The sequence below is a fragment of the Streptomyces sp. a15 genome (genome assembly GCF_059026085.1).
This window is the reverse complement of record NZ_JBWLKM010000048.1, coordinates 13772-28965: the sequence shown is the minus strand read 5'-3', so window position 1 is coordinate 28965 and position 15194 is coordinate 13772. Positions and strand designations below refer to the sequence as shown.

15 protein-coding genes are annotated in these 15194 nt (G+C 69.2%); 2 read left to right on the top strand and 13 right to left on the bottom strand.

Features of this window, described 5'->3' with window-relative positions:
- Positions 1-36 precede the first annotated feature (36 nt).
- The 12 genes from AC5P09_RS34505 to AC5P09_RS34450 form a co-directional block, all read right to left on the bottom strand.
- Positions 37-903 carry a metal ABC transporter permease gene (locus AC5P09_RS34505; protein WP_493877650.1) on the bottom strand — a complete coding sequence of 289 codons (867 nt, stop codon included), beginning with the start codon at positions 901-903 and terminating at the stop codon, positions 37-39.
- A complete protein-coding gene (locus AC5P09_RS34500) occupies positions 900-1643 on the bottom strand; it encodes a metal ABC transporter ATP-binding protein (protein ID WP_493877649.1) in 744 nt (247 codons plus the stop codon). The genes AC5P09_RS34505 and AC5P09_RS34500 overlap by 4 nt, the downstream gene beginning before the upstream one ends.
- A complete protein-coding gene (locus AC5P09_RS34495; protein WP_493877648.1) occupies positions 1640-2566 on the bottom strand; it encodes a metal ABC transporter substrate-binding protein in 927 nt (308 codons plus the stop codon). Before AC5P09_RS34495 ends, AC5P09_RS34500 begins: the two co-directional genes overlap by 4 nt.
- A gap of 114 nt (positions 2567-2680) precedes the next feature.
- Positions 2681-3007 carry a putative quinol monooxygenase gene (locus AC5P09_RS34490; RefSeq protein ID WP_493877647.1) on the bottom strand — a complete coding sequence of 109 codons (327 nt, stop codon included), beginning with the start codon at positions 3005-3007 and terminating at the stop codon, positions 2681-2683.
- 200 nt (positions 3008-3207) lie between these two features.
- Positions 3208-4875: a chaperonin GroEL gene (gene groL / locus AC5P09_RS34485; protein WP_493877646.1), complete on the bottom strand. Its 1668-nt coding sequence runs from the start codon at positions 4873-4875 to the stop codon at positions 3208-3210.
- Between the two features lie 165 nt (positions 4876-5040).
- On the bottom strand, positions 5041-6066 hold the full coding sequence (locus AC5P09_RS34480; protein ID WP_493877645.1) for an NAD(P)-dependent alcohol dehydrogenase: 1026 nt from the start codon (positions 6064-6066) through the stop codon (positions 5041-5043).
- Positions 6063-6797: an iron-sulfur cluster assembly protein gene (locus tag AC5P09_RS34475; RefSeq protein ID WP_493877644.1), complete on the bottom strand. Its 735-nt coding sequence runs from the start codon at positions 6795-6797 to the stop codon at positions 6063-6065. Before AC5P09_RS34475 ends, AC5P09_RS34480 begins: the two co-directional genes overlap by 4 nt.
- The gene (locus AC5P09_RS34470) at positions 6794-7801 is read right to left on the bottom strand and encodes an amidohydrolase family protein (protein WP_493877643.1); all 1008 of its coding nucleotides are present in this window, start codon (positions 7799-7801) and stop codon (positions 6794-6796) included. The genes AC5P09_RS34475 and AC5P09_RS34470 overlap by 4 nt, the downstream gene beginning before the upstream one ends.
- Before the next feature lie 19 nt (positions 7802-7820).
- A complete protein-coding gene (mimD, locus tag AC5P09_RS34465; protein WP_493877642.1) occupies positions 7821-8174 on the bottom strand; it encodes a propane 2-monooxygenase effector subunit MimD in 354 nt (117 codons plus the stop codon).
- The gene (locus AC5P09_RS34460; protein ID WP_493877641.1) at positions 8171-9301 is read right to left on the bottom strand and encodes an aromatic/alkene monooxygenase hydroxylase subunit beta; all 1131 of its coding nucleotides are present in this window, start codon (positions 9299-9301) and stop codon (positions 8171-8173) included. Before AC5P09_RS34460 ends, mimD begins: the two co-directional genes overlap by 4 nt.
- A gap of 46 nt (positions 9302-9347) precedes the next feature.
- On the bottom strand, positions 9348-10379 hold the full coding sequence (locus AC5P09_RS34455) for an FAD-binding oxidoreductase (protein ID WP_493877640.1): 1032 nt from the start codon (positions 10377-10379) through the stop codon (positions 9348-9350).
- A 65-nt stretch (positions 10380-10444) separates the two neighbouring features.
- Positions 10445-12088, bottom strand: coding sequence for a ferritin family protein (locus AC5P09_RS34450; protein ID WP_493877639.1), 1644 nt, complete (start codon positions 12086-12088; stop codon positions 10445-10447).
- Between the two features lie 283 nt (positions 12089-12371).
- On the opposite strand from AC5P09_RS34450, the gene AC5P09_RS34445 reads away from it, so the two are divergent.
- Positions 12372-14291, top strand: coding sequence for a sigma-54-dependent Fis family transcriptional regulator (locus AC5P09_RS34445; RefSeq protein ID WP_493877638.1), 1920 nt, complete (start codon positions 12372-12374; stop codon positions 14289-14291).
- A gap of 75 nt (positions 14292-14366) precedes the next feature.
- Here AC5P09_RS34445 and AC5P09_RS34440 read toward each other — a convergent pair whose 3' ends face one another.
- Positions 14367-14582, bottom strand: a complete 216-nt coding sequence (locus tag AC5P09_RS34440) for a hypothetical protein (protein ID WP_493877637.1) — start codon at positions 14580-14582, stop codon at positions 14367-14369.
- Between AC5P09_RS34440 and AC5P09_RS34435 the strand changes: the two genes are divergently transcribed.
- Positions 14559-15194, top strand: coding sequence for a flavin reductase family protein (locus AC5P09_RS34435; RefSeq protein ID WP_493877636.1), 636 nt, complete (start codon positions 14559-14561; stop codon positions 15192-15194). The genes AC5P09_RS34440 and AC5P09_RS34435 overlap by 24 nt on opposite strands.

Genomic DNA, 15194 nt, shown 5'->3' with positions numbered 1-15194 from the left:
GGGGCCCTCCGCGACCACTGCGATCGCCGTCGCCTCTCACGTGTGTGCCTGGTGATGTCGGCGCCTGGTGATCCGGGTGCCGATCAGCCCGTGGCTCGGGCCGAAAAGGTACACGAGGGCGAACACGCTGCCCTGGACCAGGACGATCATGCCGCCTGACGCGGTGTCCAGGTAGTAGCTCAGGTACAGGCCGGTGACGGCCGCGGCGGCGGAGACGGCCGGTGCGATCAGCAGCATGCGCTGGAATCGGTCGGTCAGCAGGTAGGCGGTCGCGCCGGGGATGACCAGCATGGCCACGACCAGGATGACACCGGCGACCTGGAGAGCCACGACGCAGGTGAAGGCAAGCAGTCCGAGCAGGGCCGCGCCGAGCAGACGGGGGGACAGGCCGATGGCCTGCGCATGGGTCGGGTCGAAGGCGTAGAGGGTGAAGTCGCGGCGCTTGAGGATCAGCAGAGCGAGGGTGACCGCGCCGAGGGACGCGATCTGGATCAGGTCAGTGGTGTCGACGCCGAGCAGGCTGCCGAAGATGATGTGGTTGAGGTCCGTCTGGCTGGGGGTGACCGAGATCAGCACGAGGCCGAGCGCGAACAGGGTGGTGAACACGATGCCGATCGCCGCGTCCTCTTTGACCCGGCTGGTGTCCCGGACCACACCGATGAGCGCGACGGCCAGCACGCCGAAGACGATGGCACCCAACGCGAACGGCGCACCGACGACGTAGGCCAGCACCACGCCGGGCAGCACGGCGTGGGAGACGGCGTCGCCCATGAGCGACCAGCCGATGAGTACCAGCCAGCAGGACAACACCGCGCAGACCACGGACGCGACGAGCGTGGCCGCCAGGGCCCGGACCATGAAGCTGTACGTGAGGGGTTCCAGGAGGAACTCGTAGAGGGTCACACCGTCTCCTCTCGCCGGAGCACGTCCAGACCGAACGCCCGCGCGAGGTTGTCGGGCCGGAGGACCTCGTCCGGTGAGCCGTGGACGAGGACCGTGCGCATGAGCAGGACCGCCTCGTCGGCGAGGCCGGCAAGAGCGTGCAGGTCGTGGGTGGACACCAGGACGGCGGCCCCGCCGCGGGCCAGTTCGCGCAGCAGGCGCGTGATCGTGGCCTCCGAACTCTTGTCGACACCGGCGAAGGGCTCGTCCAGCAGCAGGATGCCGGCCCCCTGGGCAATTCCGCGGGCGACGAACGCGCGTTTGCGCTGGCCGCCGGAGAGCCGCCCGATCTGGCGGTCGGCCAGATCGGCGAGCTGCACTCGCTCCAGAGCGTGGTCCACAGCCTCGTGGTCGGCGCGACGCGGACGCCGGGTGAAGCCCATGTGCCCGTATCGGCCGGTCATCACGACGTCCCGTACCGACAACGGGAACGCCCAGTCCACGTCCTCGCTCTGGGGTACGTAGCCGATCGCTCCGGACTTGCGTGCCCGCGCAGGCGGGCCGCCGTTGACGCGCACTGTGCCGCTGTCCGGCTTCAGGGAACCCATGATGGTCTTGAACAGCGTCGACTTGCCCGAGCCGTTCATCCCCACGAGCCCGCACACCCGTCCGGCGGCCAGCGACAGAGTGACGCGATCAAGCGCTACGACGTCGCCGTAACGAACCGTTACCTGCTCGACGTTGATCGCCGGCGCGGTCATCGGACGGTCCCGGTCAGGGCGGTGACGATGGTGTCCGTGTCGTGGCGGACCAGGTCGAGGTAGGTGGGCACGGGGCCGTCCGGTCCGGACAGCGAGTCCACGTAGAGCACACCACCGAACCGCGCGCCGCTGGCCGAGACGACCTGGCGCATCGGAGCGTCGGACACGGTGGATTCGCAGAACACCGCGGGGACCTTGTTCTGTTCGACGAAGTCGATCGTGCGGGTGATCTGCTGCGGAGTGGCCTGCTGCTCGGCGTTGACGGCCCAGATGTACCGTTCGGTCAGGCCCGCGTCGCGTGCCAGGTAGGAGAAGGCGCCTTCACAGGTGACCAGTGCTCGTTCGTTGTCCGGCAGGCGGCGCAGCGCGCCCACGAGTTCGTCATGGACCTGTTGCAACTGTCGCTTGTAGCGCTTGCCGTTGGCCTTGAACGCGGCCGTGTTGTCCGGGTCGAGGTCGCTGAACGCCTTCACCATGTTGTCCACGTAGATCTGCACGTTCAGCGGTGACATCCACGCGTGCGGATTGGCCCGTCCCCGGTAGGCGTCCTCGGCGATGTCGATCGGCGTGACTCCTTCGCTGACCACCGCGTGCGGCACGTCGATTTCGGCCACGAACTGCGCGAACCACGCTTCCAGGTGCAGGCCGTTGTCGATGATCAGATCCGCTCTGGCCGCCTTCTTGATGTCGTCCGGTGTGGGCTCGTACCCGTGGATCTCCGCACCGGCCTTGGTGATGGACTCCACCCGGAGGTGGTCTCCCGCGACGTTGGCGGCGATGTCGGCCAGGACCGTGAACGTCGTCAGGACGACCGGCCGCTCGGCACGGGCCGCACTCGCGCTCCCGATCCCGCACGCGGCCAGCAGGAACACCATCGTCGTCGCACAGGCGATCCAGGCGCTGCGGGCGAATCTCTTCGGCATGTGTGGCTCCGCTGGACAGAAGTGGCAAGAGACAGGCTCATCAGGCACCCGACGCTCCCTGCGGGCGTCGGCCGAACCGACCGGTCAGCGCGAGAACGCCGCAGCCCGACGTGGTCACCTCCGTGGCGTGACCTCCGCCATCCGCGACCATCCCTGCCCCTCCGTCTCGACGTTGATGATGTCGGGCGTCACGGCCACCACGTCGGGCATCCAGGCCATCGCCTCCTTGAAGTGGTCGGAGTTGACGTGTTCGACGCCCGCCTGCTGGGAGGTGAACGCCTCCAGGAGGACGAAGCGGTCGGGGTCGACGGTGTCGACGGACCATTCGAAGAAGAGGTTGCCGGGCTCGGCCCGGGTGGCGGCGGTGAAGTCGGCCACGCGGTCGAGCCACTGGGCGCTGTGTGCCGGACGGACCGTGAAGCGTACGGCGATGAAGATCATTCAATGCTCCTTGAGACAGCTCCTTGAAACACGTACGTAGGGGCCGGGATCCGGCGCCCGAGGAAGCCACCCGTACGCGTCGCCGCGACGCTTGTCGGACGTGAGGCGCGGGCGTTCGGGCGGCCCAAGTGCGTGGCACCGCGGCGGAGCATGGCGGCGGAACGGGCGTTGCGCCCGCCTCGCCACCCGGCACGCCTCTGTTACGGGATGTTGGACGGCCGCGGCAGTCCCTCGGCGAGGTCACCGATCTCCGGGGAGTGAATGGAGCCGGGGTTGCCGATGATCTCCTCGACGATCAGCGTCTCGGTGGTGAGCAGCAGGGCGGCGATGGACGCGGCACTGAGCAGGGCGCTGCGAGTGACCTTGACCGGGTCGATGATCCCGCGCTCGTGCAGGTCGGCGTAGTCGCCGCGCAGGGCGTCCAGGCCGCTGCCGACGGGCAGCGTGGCCACCCTGGCTTCCGCCTCGTCGGGGTCGAGACCGGCGTTGATGGCGATCCAACGCAGTGGTTCGGCGAGCGCCTTGGCCACGATGGCGCGGCCCACCGCGGCGTCCCCGTCGCCCCGGCCGGGTCCGGGCCCGTCGAGCGCGGCGATGTCGGTCCGGGCGTGCAGCAGCGCCGCGCCGCCGCCCGCCACCACGCCCTCCTCGGCCGCCGCGCGGGTGGCGGCGAGCGAGTCCTCCAGGCGCATCTGCTTCTCCTTGAGCTCGACGCCGCTCGCGGCACCGACGCGGATGACGGCGATGCCGCCGGAGAGTTTCGCGATTCGTTCGCCGAGCTTGTCCTGGTCGTGCTCGTTGGTGGCGCGCTCCAGCTCGATCTTGAGGTTCTCGATGCGTTCGGCCACCCGCTCGTCGCCGCCGGCCCCGCCGAGGACGGCGGTGGAGCGTTCGGTGGCGATGACCTTCTCGGCGCGCCCCAGGTCGTCGAGGGTGACGCTCTCCAGGGTCCGGCCCGCGGTGCCGGTGATGACCCGACCACCGGTGAGCGCGGCCATGTCCTCCAGTTCGGCGATGCGCCGGAAGCCGAAGCCGGGGGCTCGTACCGCGAGTGAACGGAAGGTGCCGTGCGCCGCGTTGGTGACGAGCATCCCGAGCGCGGGTCCGTCGACGTTCTCGGCGATGACGACCAGCGGGGAGCCGGTGCGCATGACCTGTTCGAGGATCGGCATCAGCTCCTGCACCTTGGTGATCTTGGTGTCGCAGTAGAGGAGGTACGGGTTCTCCAGGACGGCTTCCATGCGTCCCTGGTCAGTGACCATGTACGGGGAGATCCAGCCGTTGTCGAACTCGAGGCCCTCGGCGTACTCGACGGTGATCCCGAACGCCGACGACTCCTCCACGGTGACGACGCCGGTGCGGCCGACGCGGGCCACGGCCTGGGCGATGGCCTCGCCGATGACGGGGTCGTTGTTGGCGGACAGGGCGGCCACCCGGACGAGTTCGCCGTCGGTGCGGACCGGACGGGACTGGATGGTCAGCGCCTCGACGACGGCCGCCACGGCGGCCTCGATGCCGTTCTTCAACAGCACCGGATTGGCGCCGTCGTTGACCGCCCTCAGCCCCTCGCGGACGATCGCCTGGGCGAGCACGGTGGCGGTGGTGGTGCCGTCGCCGACGTCCCCGTTGGTGCGGGTGGCCACCTCCTTCACCAGCTGGGCGCCCATGTTGGCGAAGGGGTTCCTGAGCTGGATCTCGCGGGCGATGGTGACGCCGTCGTTGGTGATGGTGGGCGGCCCGGTCAGCTTCTCCAGGACCGCGTTGCGGCCCTTCGGGCCGAGAGTGACGCGCACGGCGTCGGCCAGCGCGTTCACCCCGCTCTCCAGCAGTGCGCGCGCTTCGGCGTTGAAGCGCAGTTCCTTCGCCATGGCGGTGTCGTCCCTTCGGGTACGGCTCGGATGCGGCAAGGTACGGGCAGTGGCGGCGGGCGTACGGGGCGGTGGCGGCGGCCGGGTGTGCGGTTTCCGCGGTGCGCCGACCCTCGTGAACGAAGGTCCACGGATCGGCCGCCGCCACCTGCTCGGGGGTGCGGATCAGGGCACGAGCACGGCGCGCCCGCGCACCCGGCCCTGGTTCAGGTCGTCCAGGGCGCGGCCGAAGTCGGCCAGCGGGTAGGTGACGGTGTGGAGCGTGACCAGTCCCTGTGCCGCGAGCTCCATCAGCTCCACCAGGTCGGTGTAGGAGCCGACCAGGTTTCCGATGAAGTTGATCTCGGTGGAGATGATGTCGATGGTCGGTACGGACAGGGTTCCGCCGTAACCGATGACGTAGTAGTCGCCGGCCCGGCGCAGCATCCGTACTCCGTCCTCCAGGGCGCCGCCCTCGCCGACGAAGTCGAGCACGGCCTCGGCGCCCTGCCCTCCGGTGAGTTCGGCGACCTGGTCGACCTGGCTGCCGTCGCCGACGACCGTGTGGTGCGCGCCGAGCGTCTCGGCGAGCTTCAGTGCCTGCGCCGACCGGTCGACGACGATCAGCTCGGCGGGGGTGAGCGCGCGCAGCACCTGGATGCCGATGTGTCCGAGCCCGCCCGCGCCGATCACCACGGCCTTGTCTCCCGGAGCGAGCGTGCGGGCCGCCTTCTTCGCGGCGTGGTACGCCGTCAGGCCCGCGTCGGCCAGCGCGGCCACGTCGGCCGGGGCGAGGCCCGCATCGAGCGGGACGACCGCGCGGGCGTTGGTCCGCAGGTACTCGGCGAAGCCGCCGTCGGAGTCGATGCCGGGGAAGGCGCTCGCCGCGCAGTGCACGTCGTCGCCTCGCCGGCAGGCGGCGCACAGTCCGCAGGTGGCAAGCGGATGCAGGATCACCGGGTCGCCGGGAGCGACAGAGGTGACAGCGGATCCGACCTCCGCGACCCAGCCCGCGTTCTCGTGCCCCTGGACGTACGGCAGGCCCACCCCGCTCTTGGCCTCCCACTGGCCCTCGATGATGTGCAGGTCGGTACGGCACACACCGGCGCCGCCGATCTTCACGATCACGTCCAGCGGTGAGGAGATCACCGGGTCGGGCACCTCGTCGAGCTGGAGCTGGTGATCGTACTGGTGCAGTCGTACGGCTTTCATGACGTTTCCTCCCTTCCACGTCGTACTTCCGTCCAGCCGGCCGGCGCGTAACGAGTGGCCAGCAGGCCCTCGCAGAACTCGGTGTTGGCGCCGATACCGACACCGGCTGTACGGCCCATGAGCAGGTGCCGCTCCACACCGGCGGAGGGCACGGCGTGCCCCTCGTTGTCGGTGAACAGCGGCGCCGACACGTCCGCCGGGAGGCCGAGCAGGGCGCGTCGGCGGCGCAGCGTCACCGTCAGGCGCTCGGGCAGGTCGCCCAGGACCGCGTCGGCCAGCTGCCGGTGGGCCCAGCCCCGCTCCAGCAGCCGCTTGCCGAGCCGGGCCTGGGCTGCCAGGTGCCCCTTGCGTAGGAAGACGGCGCGCAGCTCCTGCATGCGGTCGGGATCGGCGAGCCCCGGGAACGCCTCGGCGAACGACTTTTCGCAGCCCACGCCCTGGTTGATCTCATCGGAGGCGAAGTGGTCCTCCAGGACCACCGTGCACTCCCCCACCCAGGACAGCCGGGCCAGCTCGCGCCGGGCGTCCTCCACCATCAGCCAGGCGAAGTTGGGAGCGCAGAAGTAGGTGGGCAGCCGGAGTCTGGCCTCCACCGAGCCGTCGGCGCCGACGCTGACGGAGCGGACGAAGCCGAGTTCGGTGATGGGGCGGTCGAGTTCCGGGTCGAGCACCGCCGCCAGTGCCGTGTTGACGGCGGTGACCCGGTCGACCGCCTCGGTGACGGCAGTCATGCCGTCACCGAGGCGGCAACGGGCAGTTGGGCGCTCCCGGGGACCTTCAGGTCGTACAGGCGCGCGTGGTTGAGGCCGAGGATCTTGCGCTTGGCGTCGGTGGTGAGGACGCCGTACTCGGACTGGAGGTCCTCGGGGATCTGGAAGTCGACGAACTTCTCGATCAGCCACTTCGGGCTCCAGATCGCATAGTCGCTGCCGAACACGATCCGGTTGTCGTCGAGCCAGTACAGCAGTTCGCCGATGATCTGGGCGAAGTAGCGAGGGCGGGAGTGGATGAACGGCATGACCACGGACAGGCCCGCGTACACGTTGGGTTCCTGGGCGGCGATCCAGCAGAAGTCCTCCAGGCGGGGCAGCCCGGAGTGCTCCACGATGAAGTTCAGCCCGGGGAAGGCGGTGGCCGCGTGGTCGATGTCGGCGACGTCGAACGCATCCCTGTTCAGCGGCCAGATGGTGGGGCCCTTGTGGACGTGAACGTTGCGGATGCCGAGCTCCTGGCAGAGCGCCAGGTAGTCCTGTGCCTCGGCGTCGCTCAGCTTCCAGCCCTTGGAGGAGCCGCGCCATTCGGCGGTGTAGAGCTTGACGCCCCGCAGGTTCCACTCGGCGTGCAGCTTCCGCAGCCGCTCCAGGCCGGCCTCGCCCTCACGCGGGTCGAAAGCGCCGTTGACGATAAGCCGGTCGGGGTACTTGCGGGCCAACTGACCGTTGCGCTCGGTGGTGTTGAAACCGTCGCGGTAGAACTCGTTGAGGTACGTGGGCTGGAAGATGCCCCAGTCGACGTATCCGGTGTCGAAGAGGTCGTGGACCAGGTCCTGTTCGCTGTACTTGCGGAACTTCTCCAGCGGCCACACCCACTCCTGGGGGCTGAGGTTGCGCTGGTAGTCGTAGAAGCAGCGGATGAAGCCCTCGCCGTACTTGTTGGCGGTGTTCTCCTCGCTGGCGTCCCAGAAGTGAATGTGACCGTCGACGATGAAGTAGTCGACGCCGTCCTTGCGGTACATGTGACCCCTCCTCCGGGAATCAGTCGACCGGACTGAGGTCGAAGTCGATGTACTCGGCGGCGTCCTCGGGGTTGGCGAAGAGCACCGTGCGGTCGTCGAGGTGGACCATGCGCCCGTAGTGGGTGGACATGATCTCCTCGAAGTCGGAAACGTCGAATTCGAAGCCGAGGGCGCCCGAGATCTCCTCGAAGTCGAAGGTGAGCACCCGCTCGCCGTCGACGCGGATCATCGACGGGAAGTCGGTGACAGTGACGTTCTCCTTGGCGCGCATCACATCGGCGACGACATGGCCGTTCTGGTTGTTCATCAGCGTCACGCCGCACATGTTCGACGAGGTGCGGTCGGCGCTGAACGGCTGCGGGGCGGTGGTCACTGGGCGGTCCTCTCACTCGTGCGGTCGGCGGGTGCCTCAAGGCCCAGGTCCTCGAGGAGGCGGGCGAAGCGCTCCTTGGCGCGGTCGAGACTGTCCTCGAAGCGGACGGGCTTCTCGGCGGGCTGCGACCACAGCGGCTGCAGCCGGCGTGCGGCATCGAGGCTCACCGGCGCCCAGCGCTCCAGCCACTCCTGGACGACCTGCTTGTTGCCTGCGCCGTGAGTGGCGTCGCCGAGCAGCAGGGTGAACAGGGCCCGGGTGTAGCGCAGGTCGCGGTCGTAGTCGTTCTCGCCGGCGCCCATCACGGTCGGGGTGGTGTAGTCGCCGTTGCGGGCGGCGATCTGCAGGACGAGGTGACTGCGGAACAGCTCGCCGACGAGGGGCTCGAAGACGAGGTTCGTGGCGAACAGGGCCTCGGCCCAGTCCTGGACGGCGGTGAGCCGTTCGGTGTTCTCCCGCACGCCCTGCCAGGCGGGGTCCGACTGCCACACCTGCCGGTGGGCGGAGCCGTCGAAGCCGTCGAGCTGCTCCTCGATGTCGAGGTTGTACAGCGCGAGGTCCTGGGCGAAGCGGAGTTTGTGGACGCTGTTCACCGCGAGCGCGTTGTTGATCATGTTGGTGGGCGCGGAGCGCTGGATCGCGACGAACACGTGCATGCCCAGGCCCTGTTCGGCGTGCATCCACGCGCCGACGTGCCGCTCGACGAAGGTGCTCCAGGAGCGGCTCCACTGCCCGTAGGCCTCGGCCTTGCGAGCGTTGGCGAGGTTCTGCTGGACCTGCCGCACGACGTTGGCGTTGTTGCGGTAGATCGTCTGCTCCCACTCCTCGTTGGGGTCGAGGAAGCGGTGCCAGTCCGAGGACTTGACGGCGGTCCAGTCCTGCGGGTAGCCCGAGGAGCCGTCGGCGAAGCCGTAGATCCAGCCCTGCAGCAGGTGGCGCTCCGGGTCGGGCTGGACGTCGAAGGTGACGTCCTCGTACATGCTGGCCCGCATCTTCTGCGGCTTGTAGTAGGAGAAGGTACGGCTGGTGGAGCTCGGGAAGACGAGAGCTCCGGCTTCGGCGTCGGTGAACTGCGGTTTGGGGAAGCTGCGTTCGGCCTTGGCCGGCTTGTCGGCTTGAGTGGTCATGCGTACGGCTCCTCGCAGTGGTCAGTAGGTCAGGTGTGGGCGCGGATCAGGCGTCGGTGGACGTGGTGAACTTGTCCAGGAAGATCCGCTCCTCGGGCATGCCCTTGCCGGTGAGCAGCTCGAAAGCGGCGTCGCACATCGGCGGTGGGCCGCACAGGTAGGCGTCGGCCCGCGACAGGTCGCCCTCGTGCCGGTCGACGACCTCGGTGATCAGCCCCTGCTCGTACGCGCCCGCTCCGTCCTCGGACAGGGCCGGTACGAAGGCGAAGTCGCTGAGGCCGCGACCGAGTTCGGCGATCTCGTCGAGCGCGAACAGGTCCCGCTGGGTGCGCGCCCCGTAGTAGAACCGGGTGCGCCGGGCGCTGCCGGTGGCGGCCAGGCCGCGCAGCTGGGCCAGGATCGGCGCCATGCCGGCGCCGCCCGCGAGCAGGATCAGGTCACGGTCCGGTGCGTCCCGCATCACGCAGGTGCCGTAGGGACCCTTGACCGTGAGCGGGTCTCCCGGGGTCAGGACACCGTCGAGCAGCCCGGAGAACAGGCCGCCGGGGTAGCGCCTGATGATGAACTCCAGTTGGCCACCGGGCCCTTCGGCGGGCAGGCCCGCCATGGAGAACGACCGCCACTGGTCGGTACCGGGCACCTGGATGTCCAGATACTGCCCGGTGCGGTACGGCAGTTCGTCAGCCGGGTCGATCAGCAGGCCGAGCCGGACGATGTCGTGGGTGAGCGGCTGTACCGCGGCGACGGTGGTGCGGGCCTCACGCGGTGGGATGCCGGAGAGGAGCATCTCCTCGTCGTAGTTGATGAGTTCGACGCTGAGGTCGCCATAAGCGTGCACGCGGCACAGCAGGACGTATCCCTCCTCGCTCTCGTAGTCGGCGAGCGCGAAGGTGGAGTAGCGCTCCATCTGCTGGTCGCCGTCGAGCAGAAAGGACTTGCAGGACGAGCACTGGCCCTCCTTGCAGCCGTGCATGAGATTGACGCCCTGGCGGAACGCGGCGTCCAGTACGGTCTCTTCCTCGTCGGCCTCGATCTCGATGCCGACCGGTTCGAATCGGATGCGGTGCTTGTCGCCCACAAGGACCAGCCTTCCGGGGCGGCGACCCCGCGACGGGTACGTCGCCGCCCCTGCCTGGGGTTCGGTCAGGGCCTCGACGGTGTGATGTTGGTGCGGCTGCGGTAGTCCGCGACGTGCGCCTCGCGCTCCTCGTCGGACATCTCGTTGAGCGCCACGTTGGGGCTGATAAGCGTGTTGCCGCGGATGTCGTCGAGCGTCCACAGCTTCTTCGGGTCGTCGAGGTCCAGGTGCGGCTGCGGGATCAGCGTCTTGCCGTCGTCGCGAACGTAACCGAGGTCCTGGACGATGTCGGCGAGGTCCTGCCCGTGGTAGCAGCTCTCCCATTCGCGCTTACCGGTGAGGCGTCCCATCGACGGGGTGGGACGGCCCTCGTACTCGGGCCGGAACGCGGTGGTGTCGGTCCACGCGCAGGTCTCCGAGCAGTACGTACGCCACTGCCCGTCCACCTTGTCGACCACCATGTCCTGCCGGACCAGGCAGGGCACCATGCAGGACCAGCAGCGGTGCGGGTACTGATAGCCGACGTCCTCGAAGGTGATCGGCTTGTTGGCACCGGGATGCCGCATCCGGTTGTACGCCTCCCACCAGGCGCCGTACTCGGCGTACCAGCCGGGGTACTTGGACTCGAACCACTCGAAGTCGTCGTCGGTCATCCCGTCGATGCGCCAGAAGTTCACCGGCCAGCCGGTGGCGAAGAACTGGGCGGTCTTGTGGACGTAGCCGTCGTTCCAGATCCGCTTCCACGCCGCCTCGACGAGGTCGTGCGGGATCTTCAGGCCGTACTTCTCCAGCGGGATCAGGTACGACCGGTAGTAGTCGTCGTAGATCCAGCGGCGCCACATCTCGGCGTAGCTGTCGCGGTCCTTGCGGCGGTCCTTGCTGCCGTACTCGATGAACGTGCCGATGGCGGCGTCCACCACGCAGTGGTTGTTCCACCAGGCGTAGCGCAGGTCACGCTCCAGGAGTTGCCGGTTGCCCTCGTCGGCCAGCGCCATCAGCAGAATCGAGTAGCCGTTGGAGATGTGGCGGGACTCGTCCGACTGGACCGAGTGGAACACGGTGGGCAGCAGGTAGTCGCCGTTGGCGGCGGCCTCGGCGGGCATGGCCACGAACAGGGTGTTGGTGAAGGCCGTCTCCGCCACCAGCGTCAGGTAGACGTTGGAGGCGGTGATCGCGTCTCCGGTGATGAACCCCTCGCCGAACTGCCGGCCGATGGTGCCCGCGTAGCAGTTGGCGAACGCCTTCTCGGAGATGTCGAACCCGGCGGGGTCGATGTAGTGGTTCATGTAGAGGCGCTTGAGGTTCATCTGGATCGTCGAGTGACGTACCTCGTCGATCATCTGCACCGCGAGCCCGTTGTGCAGCTCCGGATTGGGCACCGCGCCGATCGCCATCGGCATCGCGCGGGCGGCGCTGATCTCGGGGAAGGGAATGATGGACAGGAACAGCTTCTGCCACTCCATCCAGCGCTCCTGGACCTGGCGGAACATGTTGCCGCGGATCGCGCCGTCCATCGCGCCGTAGACCCGGTTGTCCTTCTCCTCCTCCATCGGGAAGTAGGAGCACAGGACCTGCTTGAGCGGGTCCTTCTTGGGGGCCTTGTCGAAACGGTAGTCGGTCGCGAAGCGGGTGGCAGGCGTCGCGAACGTCGGATCCCACGACAACTCGGTGATCTTCTTGTGCGCCTTGCTCAGGCTCTGTCGGCTCACGGGTGATACTCCTCCGGCTGACTCGGCAGCGATGGGGGTTCCCTCCGGCTCCCGGCACGGCCGGTGTCGGAGGGAGGGGACCTCGTTCGGCCCGGCGCTCGTGGCGGCGCACTGCCGTCGGTGACCGGGACGTCGACCATCGTCGGGGCGCGTGCGGCAGCCGCGCGTCTCACGTTGAGACAGGCGTCACATCCCGGGTATGGCCACTATCGGACCCCCGGGCTTAACGTGCGGGAAATGCCGGAACCCCGAGAGTCATCGCACGGCAGAAGGCGCAGAGCCGATGGAACCTGTGGAACCCGTGGAACCCCTGGAGACGGCGAGACGGTCGCACACCGGCTCCCTGCTCGGCCAGGGCCGCCCCGTCCCGCACCTCAACCCCGTCCGTGAGCGCGTCCGGTTCCTGGAGGGCGGGGACGTCTCGTCCTCCGAGGTGCGCCCGCCCATCCTCGACTCCTGGCAACGCTCACGCTTCTTCGGCGTGGACGCCGACCGCATCCAGGCCCCCTACAACGCCAACTTCGACCCGCACTCCCGGCTCGCCACGGCCGCCCGACCGGTCCTCGACCGGCTCTCCGACGCGCTTCAGGGCACCCCGATGTGCCTCATCCTGACGGACTCCAAGGGACGGGTGCGTGAGCGCAGGACCGGCGACCGGGCACTGCACCGGCATCTCGACGACATCAGCCTCGCACCCGGCTTCAGCTACGCCGAGGAGTACGTCGGCACGAACGGCATCGGCACCACTGCCGAGGACGGACGTACGGCGATGGTGTATGGCTCGGAGCACTTCTCCGATCAGTTGCAGCAGATGTCGTGTGCCGCGGCGCCCATCCGCAATCCGGTCAGTGGCCGGGTGCTCGGCCTGATCGATCTGACGTCCTGGCAGCACACCGCCTCGCCACTGATGGTGGCGCTGGTCCAGGAGGCCGCCGCCGACATCGAGGAGCGGCTGCTCGACATCGGTTCGGAACGCGAACGAGCGGCACTTCGCGCTTTCCTTACGTCTCGGCAGAGCTCGCGCAGGGCATTGGTCACGCTCACCGACGGTCTGCTGCTCGCCGACGTGGCCGCGACGGAGATGCTCGGCCCGGACGACCACCGGCGGCTGCGGGAACTCGCCGCCCATCCGTCCGGGCCGCGCGAGCAGCGGATGCTCCTCAGCGACGGGCGGACCGTGCAGCTGAGGGGCCGCCAGGTGGAGGGTGATGTGCCCGACGGACACCCTGCCGCGTATCTGATCGAACTGCGGCTGGTCGCGGAGCGGGACGAGTCCGCCCCGCGCCCCGTGGTCCGGGTGCCGCGGCTGGCCGGCATCAGCGGTTCGAGCCCTGTGTTCCGCGGTGCCGTCGGTCAGTTGGTCCGCCGCTGTCTGCAGGGACACTGGACGCTGGTGGACGGGGAGGCGGGCACCGGCAAGCATGCGCTGGTCCGGGCCGTGCACCGGCATGTGGCGCCCACGGCGCCGATCGGCGTGCACGACGCGGCGGACGCGAGGGGCGGCGGCGCGGGGGCGTGGCTGCAGGCCGTCTTCCGGGATCTGTCCGAGGACCGCGGCACGGTCGTGCTACGGCACCTCGATCTGCTGTCCGCCCACGTGCTCGGGCAGCTCGACGGGGTGCTGCGTACCACGGCCGGGCGTTCCGGCTGGGTGGCCGCGCTGCTCACCCACGACCGGCCCAGGCTGCCCGGCGCGGGCGTCGAAGCGCTGCCGGGTGCCGACCCGGTGGCCGCGTCCCGGCAGGCGGATGCCGCTCTCGTGCTGGGGGCGCGGTTCGGGGCCGGGGTGACCGTCCCGCCGCTGCGGCACCGTACGGGTGACATCCCCGCGCTCGTGACCTGCCTGCTGGCCAGCCACGGCGGCGACAGCTCAGGCGTGCGGTGCACGGACGGCGCGTTGCGGGCCCTCTCCCGGGCGCCTTGGCCAGGGAACGTCCGCCAGCTCGACGGCTCGCTCCGCTACGCGGAGGCGCACCGGTCGGGCTCTCTGATCGAGGAGTCCGACCTTCCGCCTTCCTTGCTCTCCCAGGCTCAACACCCGTTGTCCGCCTGGGAGTCCACAGAACGCGACCTGATCGTCCAGTCCCTCCTCGACCACGGCGGAGACAAGGCGAGGGCGGCAAAGGCGCTGGGCATCTCCCGGGCGACGATCTACCGCAAGATCACGGCGTACGGGATCCGGCTGGGGCCGGAGAAGGGATGACACCGGGACCGGAGAAGGGGTGACACCGGGAGGTGACGTGGCGCCCGCAGCGTCCGGTCCGACGAGGGGACGCTGTCAGCGTCGTGTGCACTTCCTCGGTCCTCCGGTCCAGGAGTTCCACAGCCACAGCCCGCACGCCTCCCAGCAGCCGAGTACGGCACCCGTGAGGGCGATTCCGGGGCCGGACGGGGCACCTGCCACCGTCGCCACCGCACCGCACACCGCCAGCAGGACCCCGAACCCGCCCAGGGCCAGCAGCCGCTCTCGGTGCCCCCACGACTGTTTCGCCATGTCCGCCCCCACTCCTCAGGCTCCGCATTGACGCGTCGTCCTGAGCATGCCGGTCGGCAACGATGGGATGGGTCTCACTGTGAGACGCCTCCGGCTCGTGGCGTCGGCCCGGTGCCGCTCGGCGACAACGGCGTTCCGGTCGGGATGGCGGTCAGCTCATTCACCTCGTGTCCCTGGCGCCCGGCTGGTCCCGGTCTGCGACAGCGCACGTCCACGACATGGCCGCGGCTGCGTCGCCTCGGCCGACTCCGCGTCAGCGTCCTGGCCGAGGGGGACTCCGTGGCGCGCTCCCTCGCGGCGCGGACCGCAGACCGCTTCGCGGGCGTCGAGCGGAGGATGACCGAGGAGGACGCCGTCCTCGTCGGCGGCGCGACGGGCCGGCTCGGCTCCGAGATCGCGGACGAGTGCGCTGCCGGCGACCACACGGTGGTGCTGCTGCGGGTCCGTTCGCTGTTCGCCTTGCCAACCGGACAGCCGTCCGTTACGTTTCTGCCCACCAAGCGGACTACGGTCCGGTTGGTTCCATCCGCAACGGCCACGGGCCTGGCGGGTGGCCGGAGGTGCGCGCGACCTGTGTCGGTGACCCATTCCCGCTCTGTGAAAGAAGGCTGA

Bases quoted from the DNA above. Each gene is read 5' to 3' on its own strand.
- AC5P09_RS34500 (WP_493877649.1), bottom strand. From the start codon at position 1,643: ATGACCGCGCCGGCGATCAACGTCGAGCAGGTAACGGTTCGTTACGGC.
- AC5P09_RS34495 (WP_493877648.1), bottom strand. From the start codon at position 2,566: ATGCCGAAGAGATTCGCCCGCAGCGCCTGGATCGCCTGTGCGACGACG.
- AC5P09_RS34490 (WP_493877647.1), bottom strand. From the start codon at position 3,007: ATGATCTTCATCGCCGTACGCTTCACGGTCCGTCCGGCACACAGCGCC.
- groL (WP_493877646.1), bottom strand. From the start codon at position 4,875: ATGGCGAAGGAACTGCGCTTCAACGCCGAAGCGCGCGCACTGCTGGAG.
- AC5P09_RS34480 (WP_493877645.1), bottom strand. From the start codon at position 6,066: ATGAAAGCCGTACGACTGCACCAGTACGATCACCAGCTCCAGCTCGAC.
- AC5P09_RS34475 (WP_493877644.1), bottom strand. From the start codon at position 6,797: ATGACTGCCGTCACCGAGGCGGTCGACCGGGTCACCGCCGTCAACACG.
- AC5P09_RS34470 (WP_493877643.1), bottom strand. From the start codon at position 7,801: ATGTACCGCAAGGACGGCGTCGACTACTTCATCGTCGACGGTCACATT.
- AC5P09_RS34460 (WP_493877641.1), bottom strand. From the start codon at position 9,301: ATGACCACTCAAGCCGACAAGCCGGCCAAGGCCGAACGCAGCTTCCCC.
- AC5P09_RS34445 (WP_493877638.1), top strand. From the start codon at position 12,372: ATGGAACCTGTGGAACCCGTGGAACCCCTGGAGACGGCGAGACGGTCG.
- AC5P09_RS34440 (WP_493877637.1), bottom strand. From the start codon at position 14,582: ATGGCGAAACAGTCGTGGGGGCACCGAGAGCGGCTGCTGGCCCTGGGC.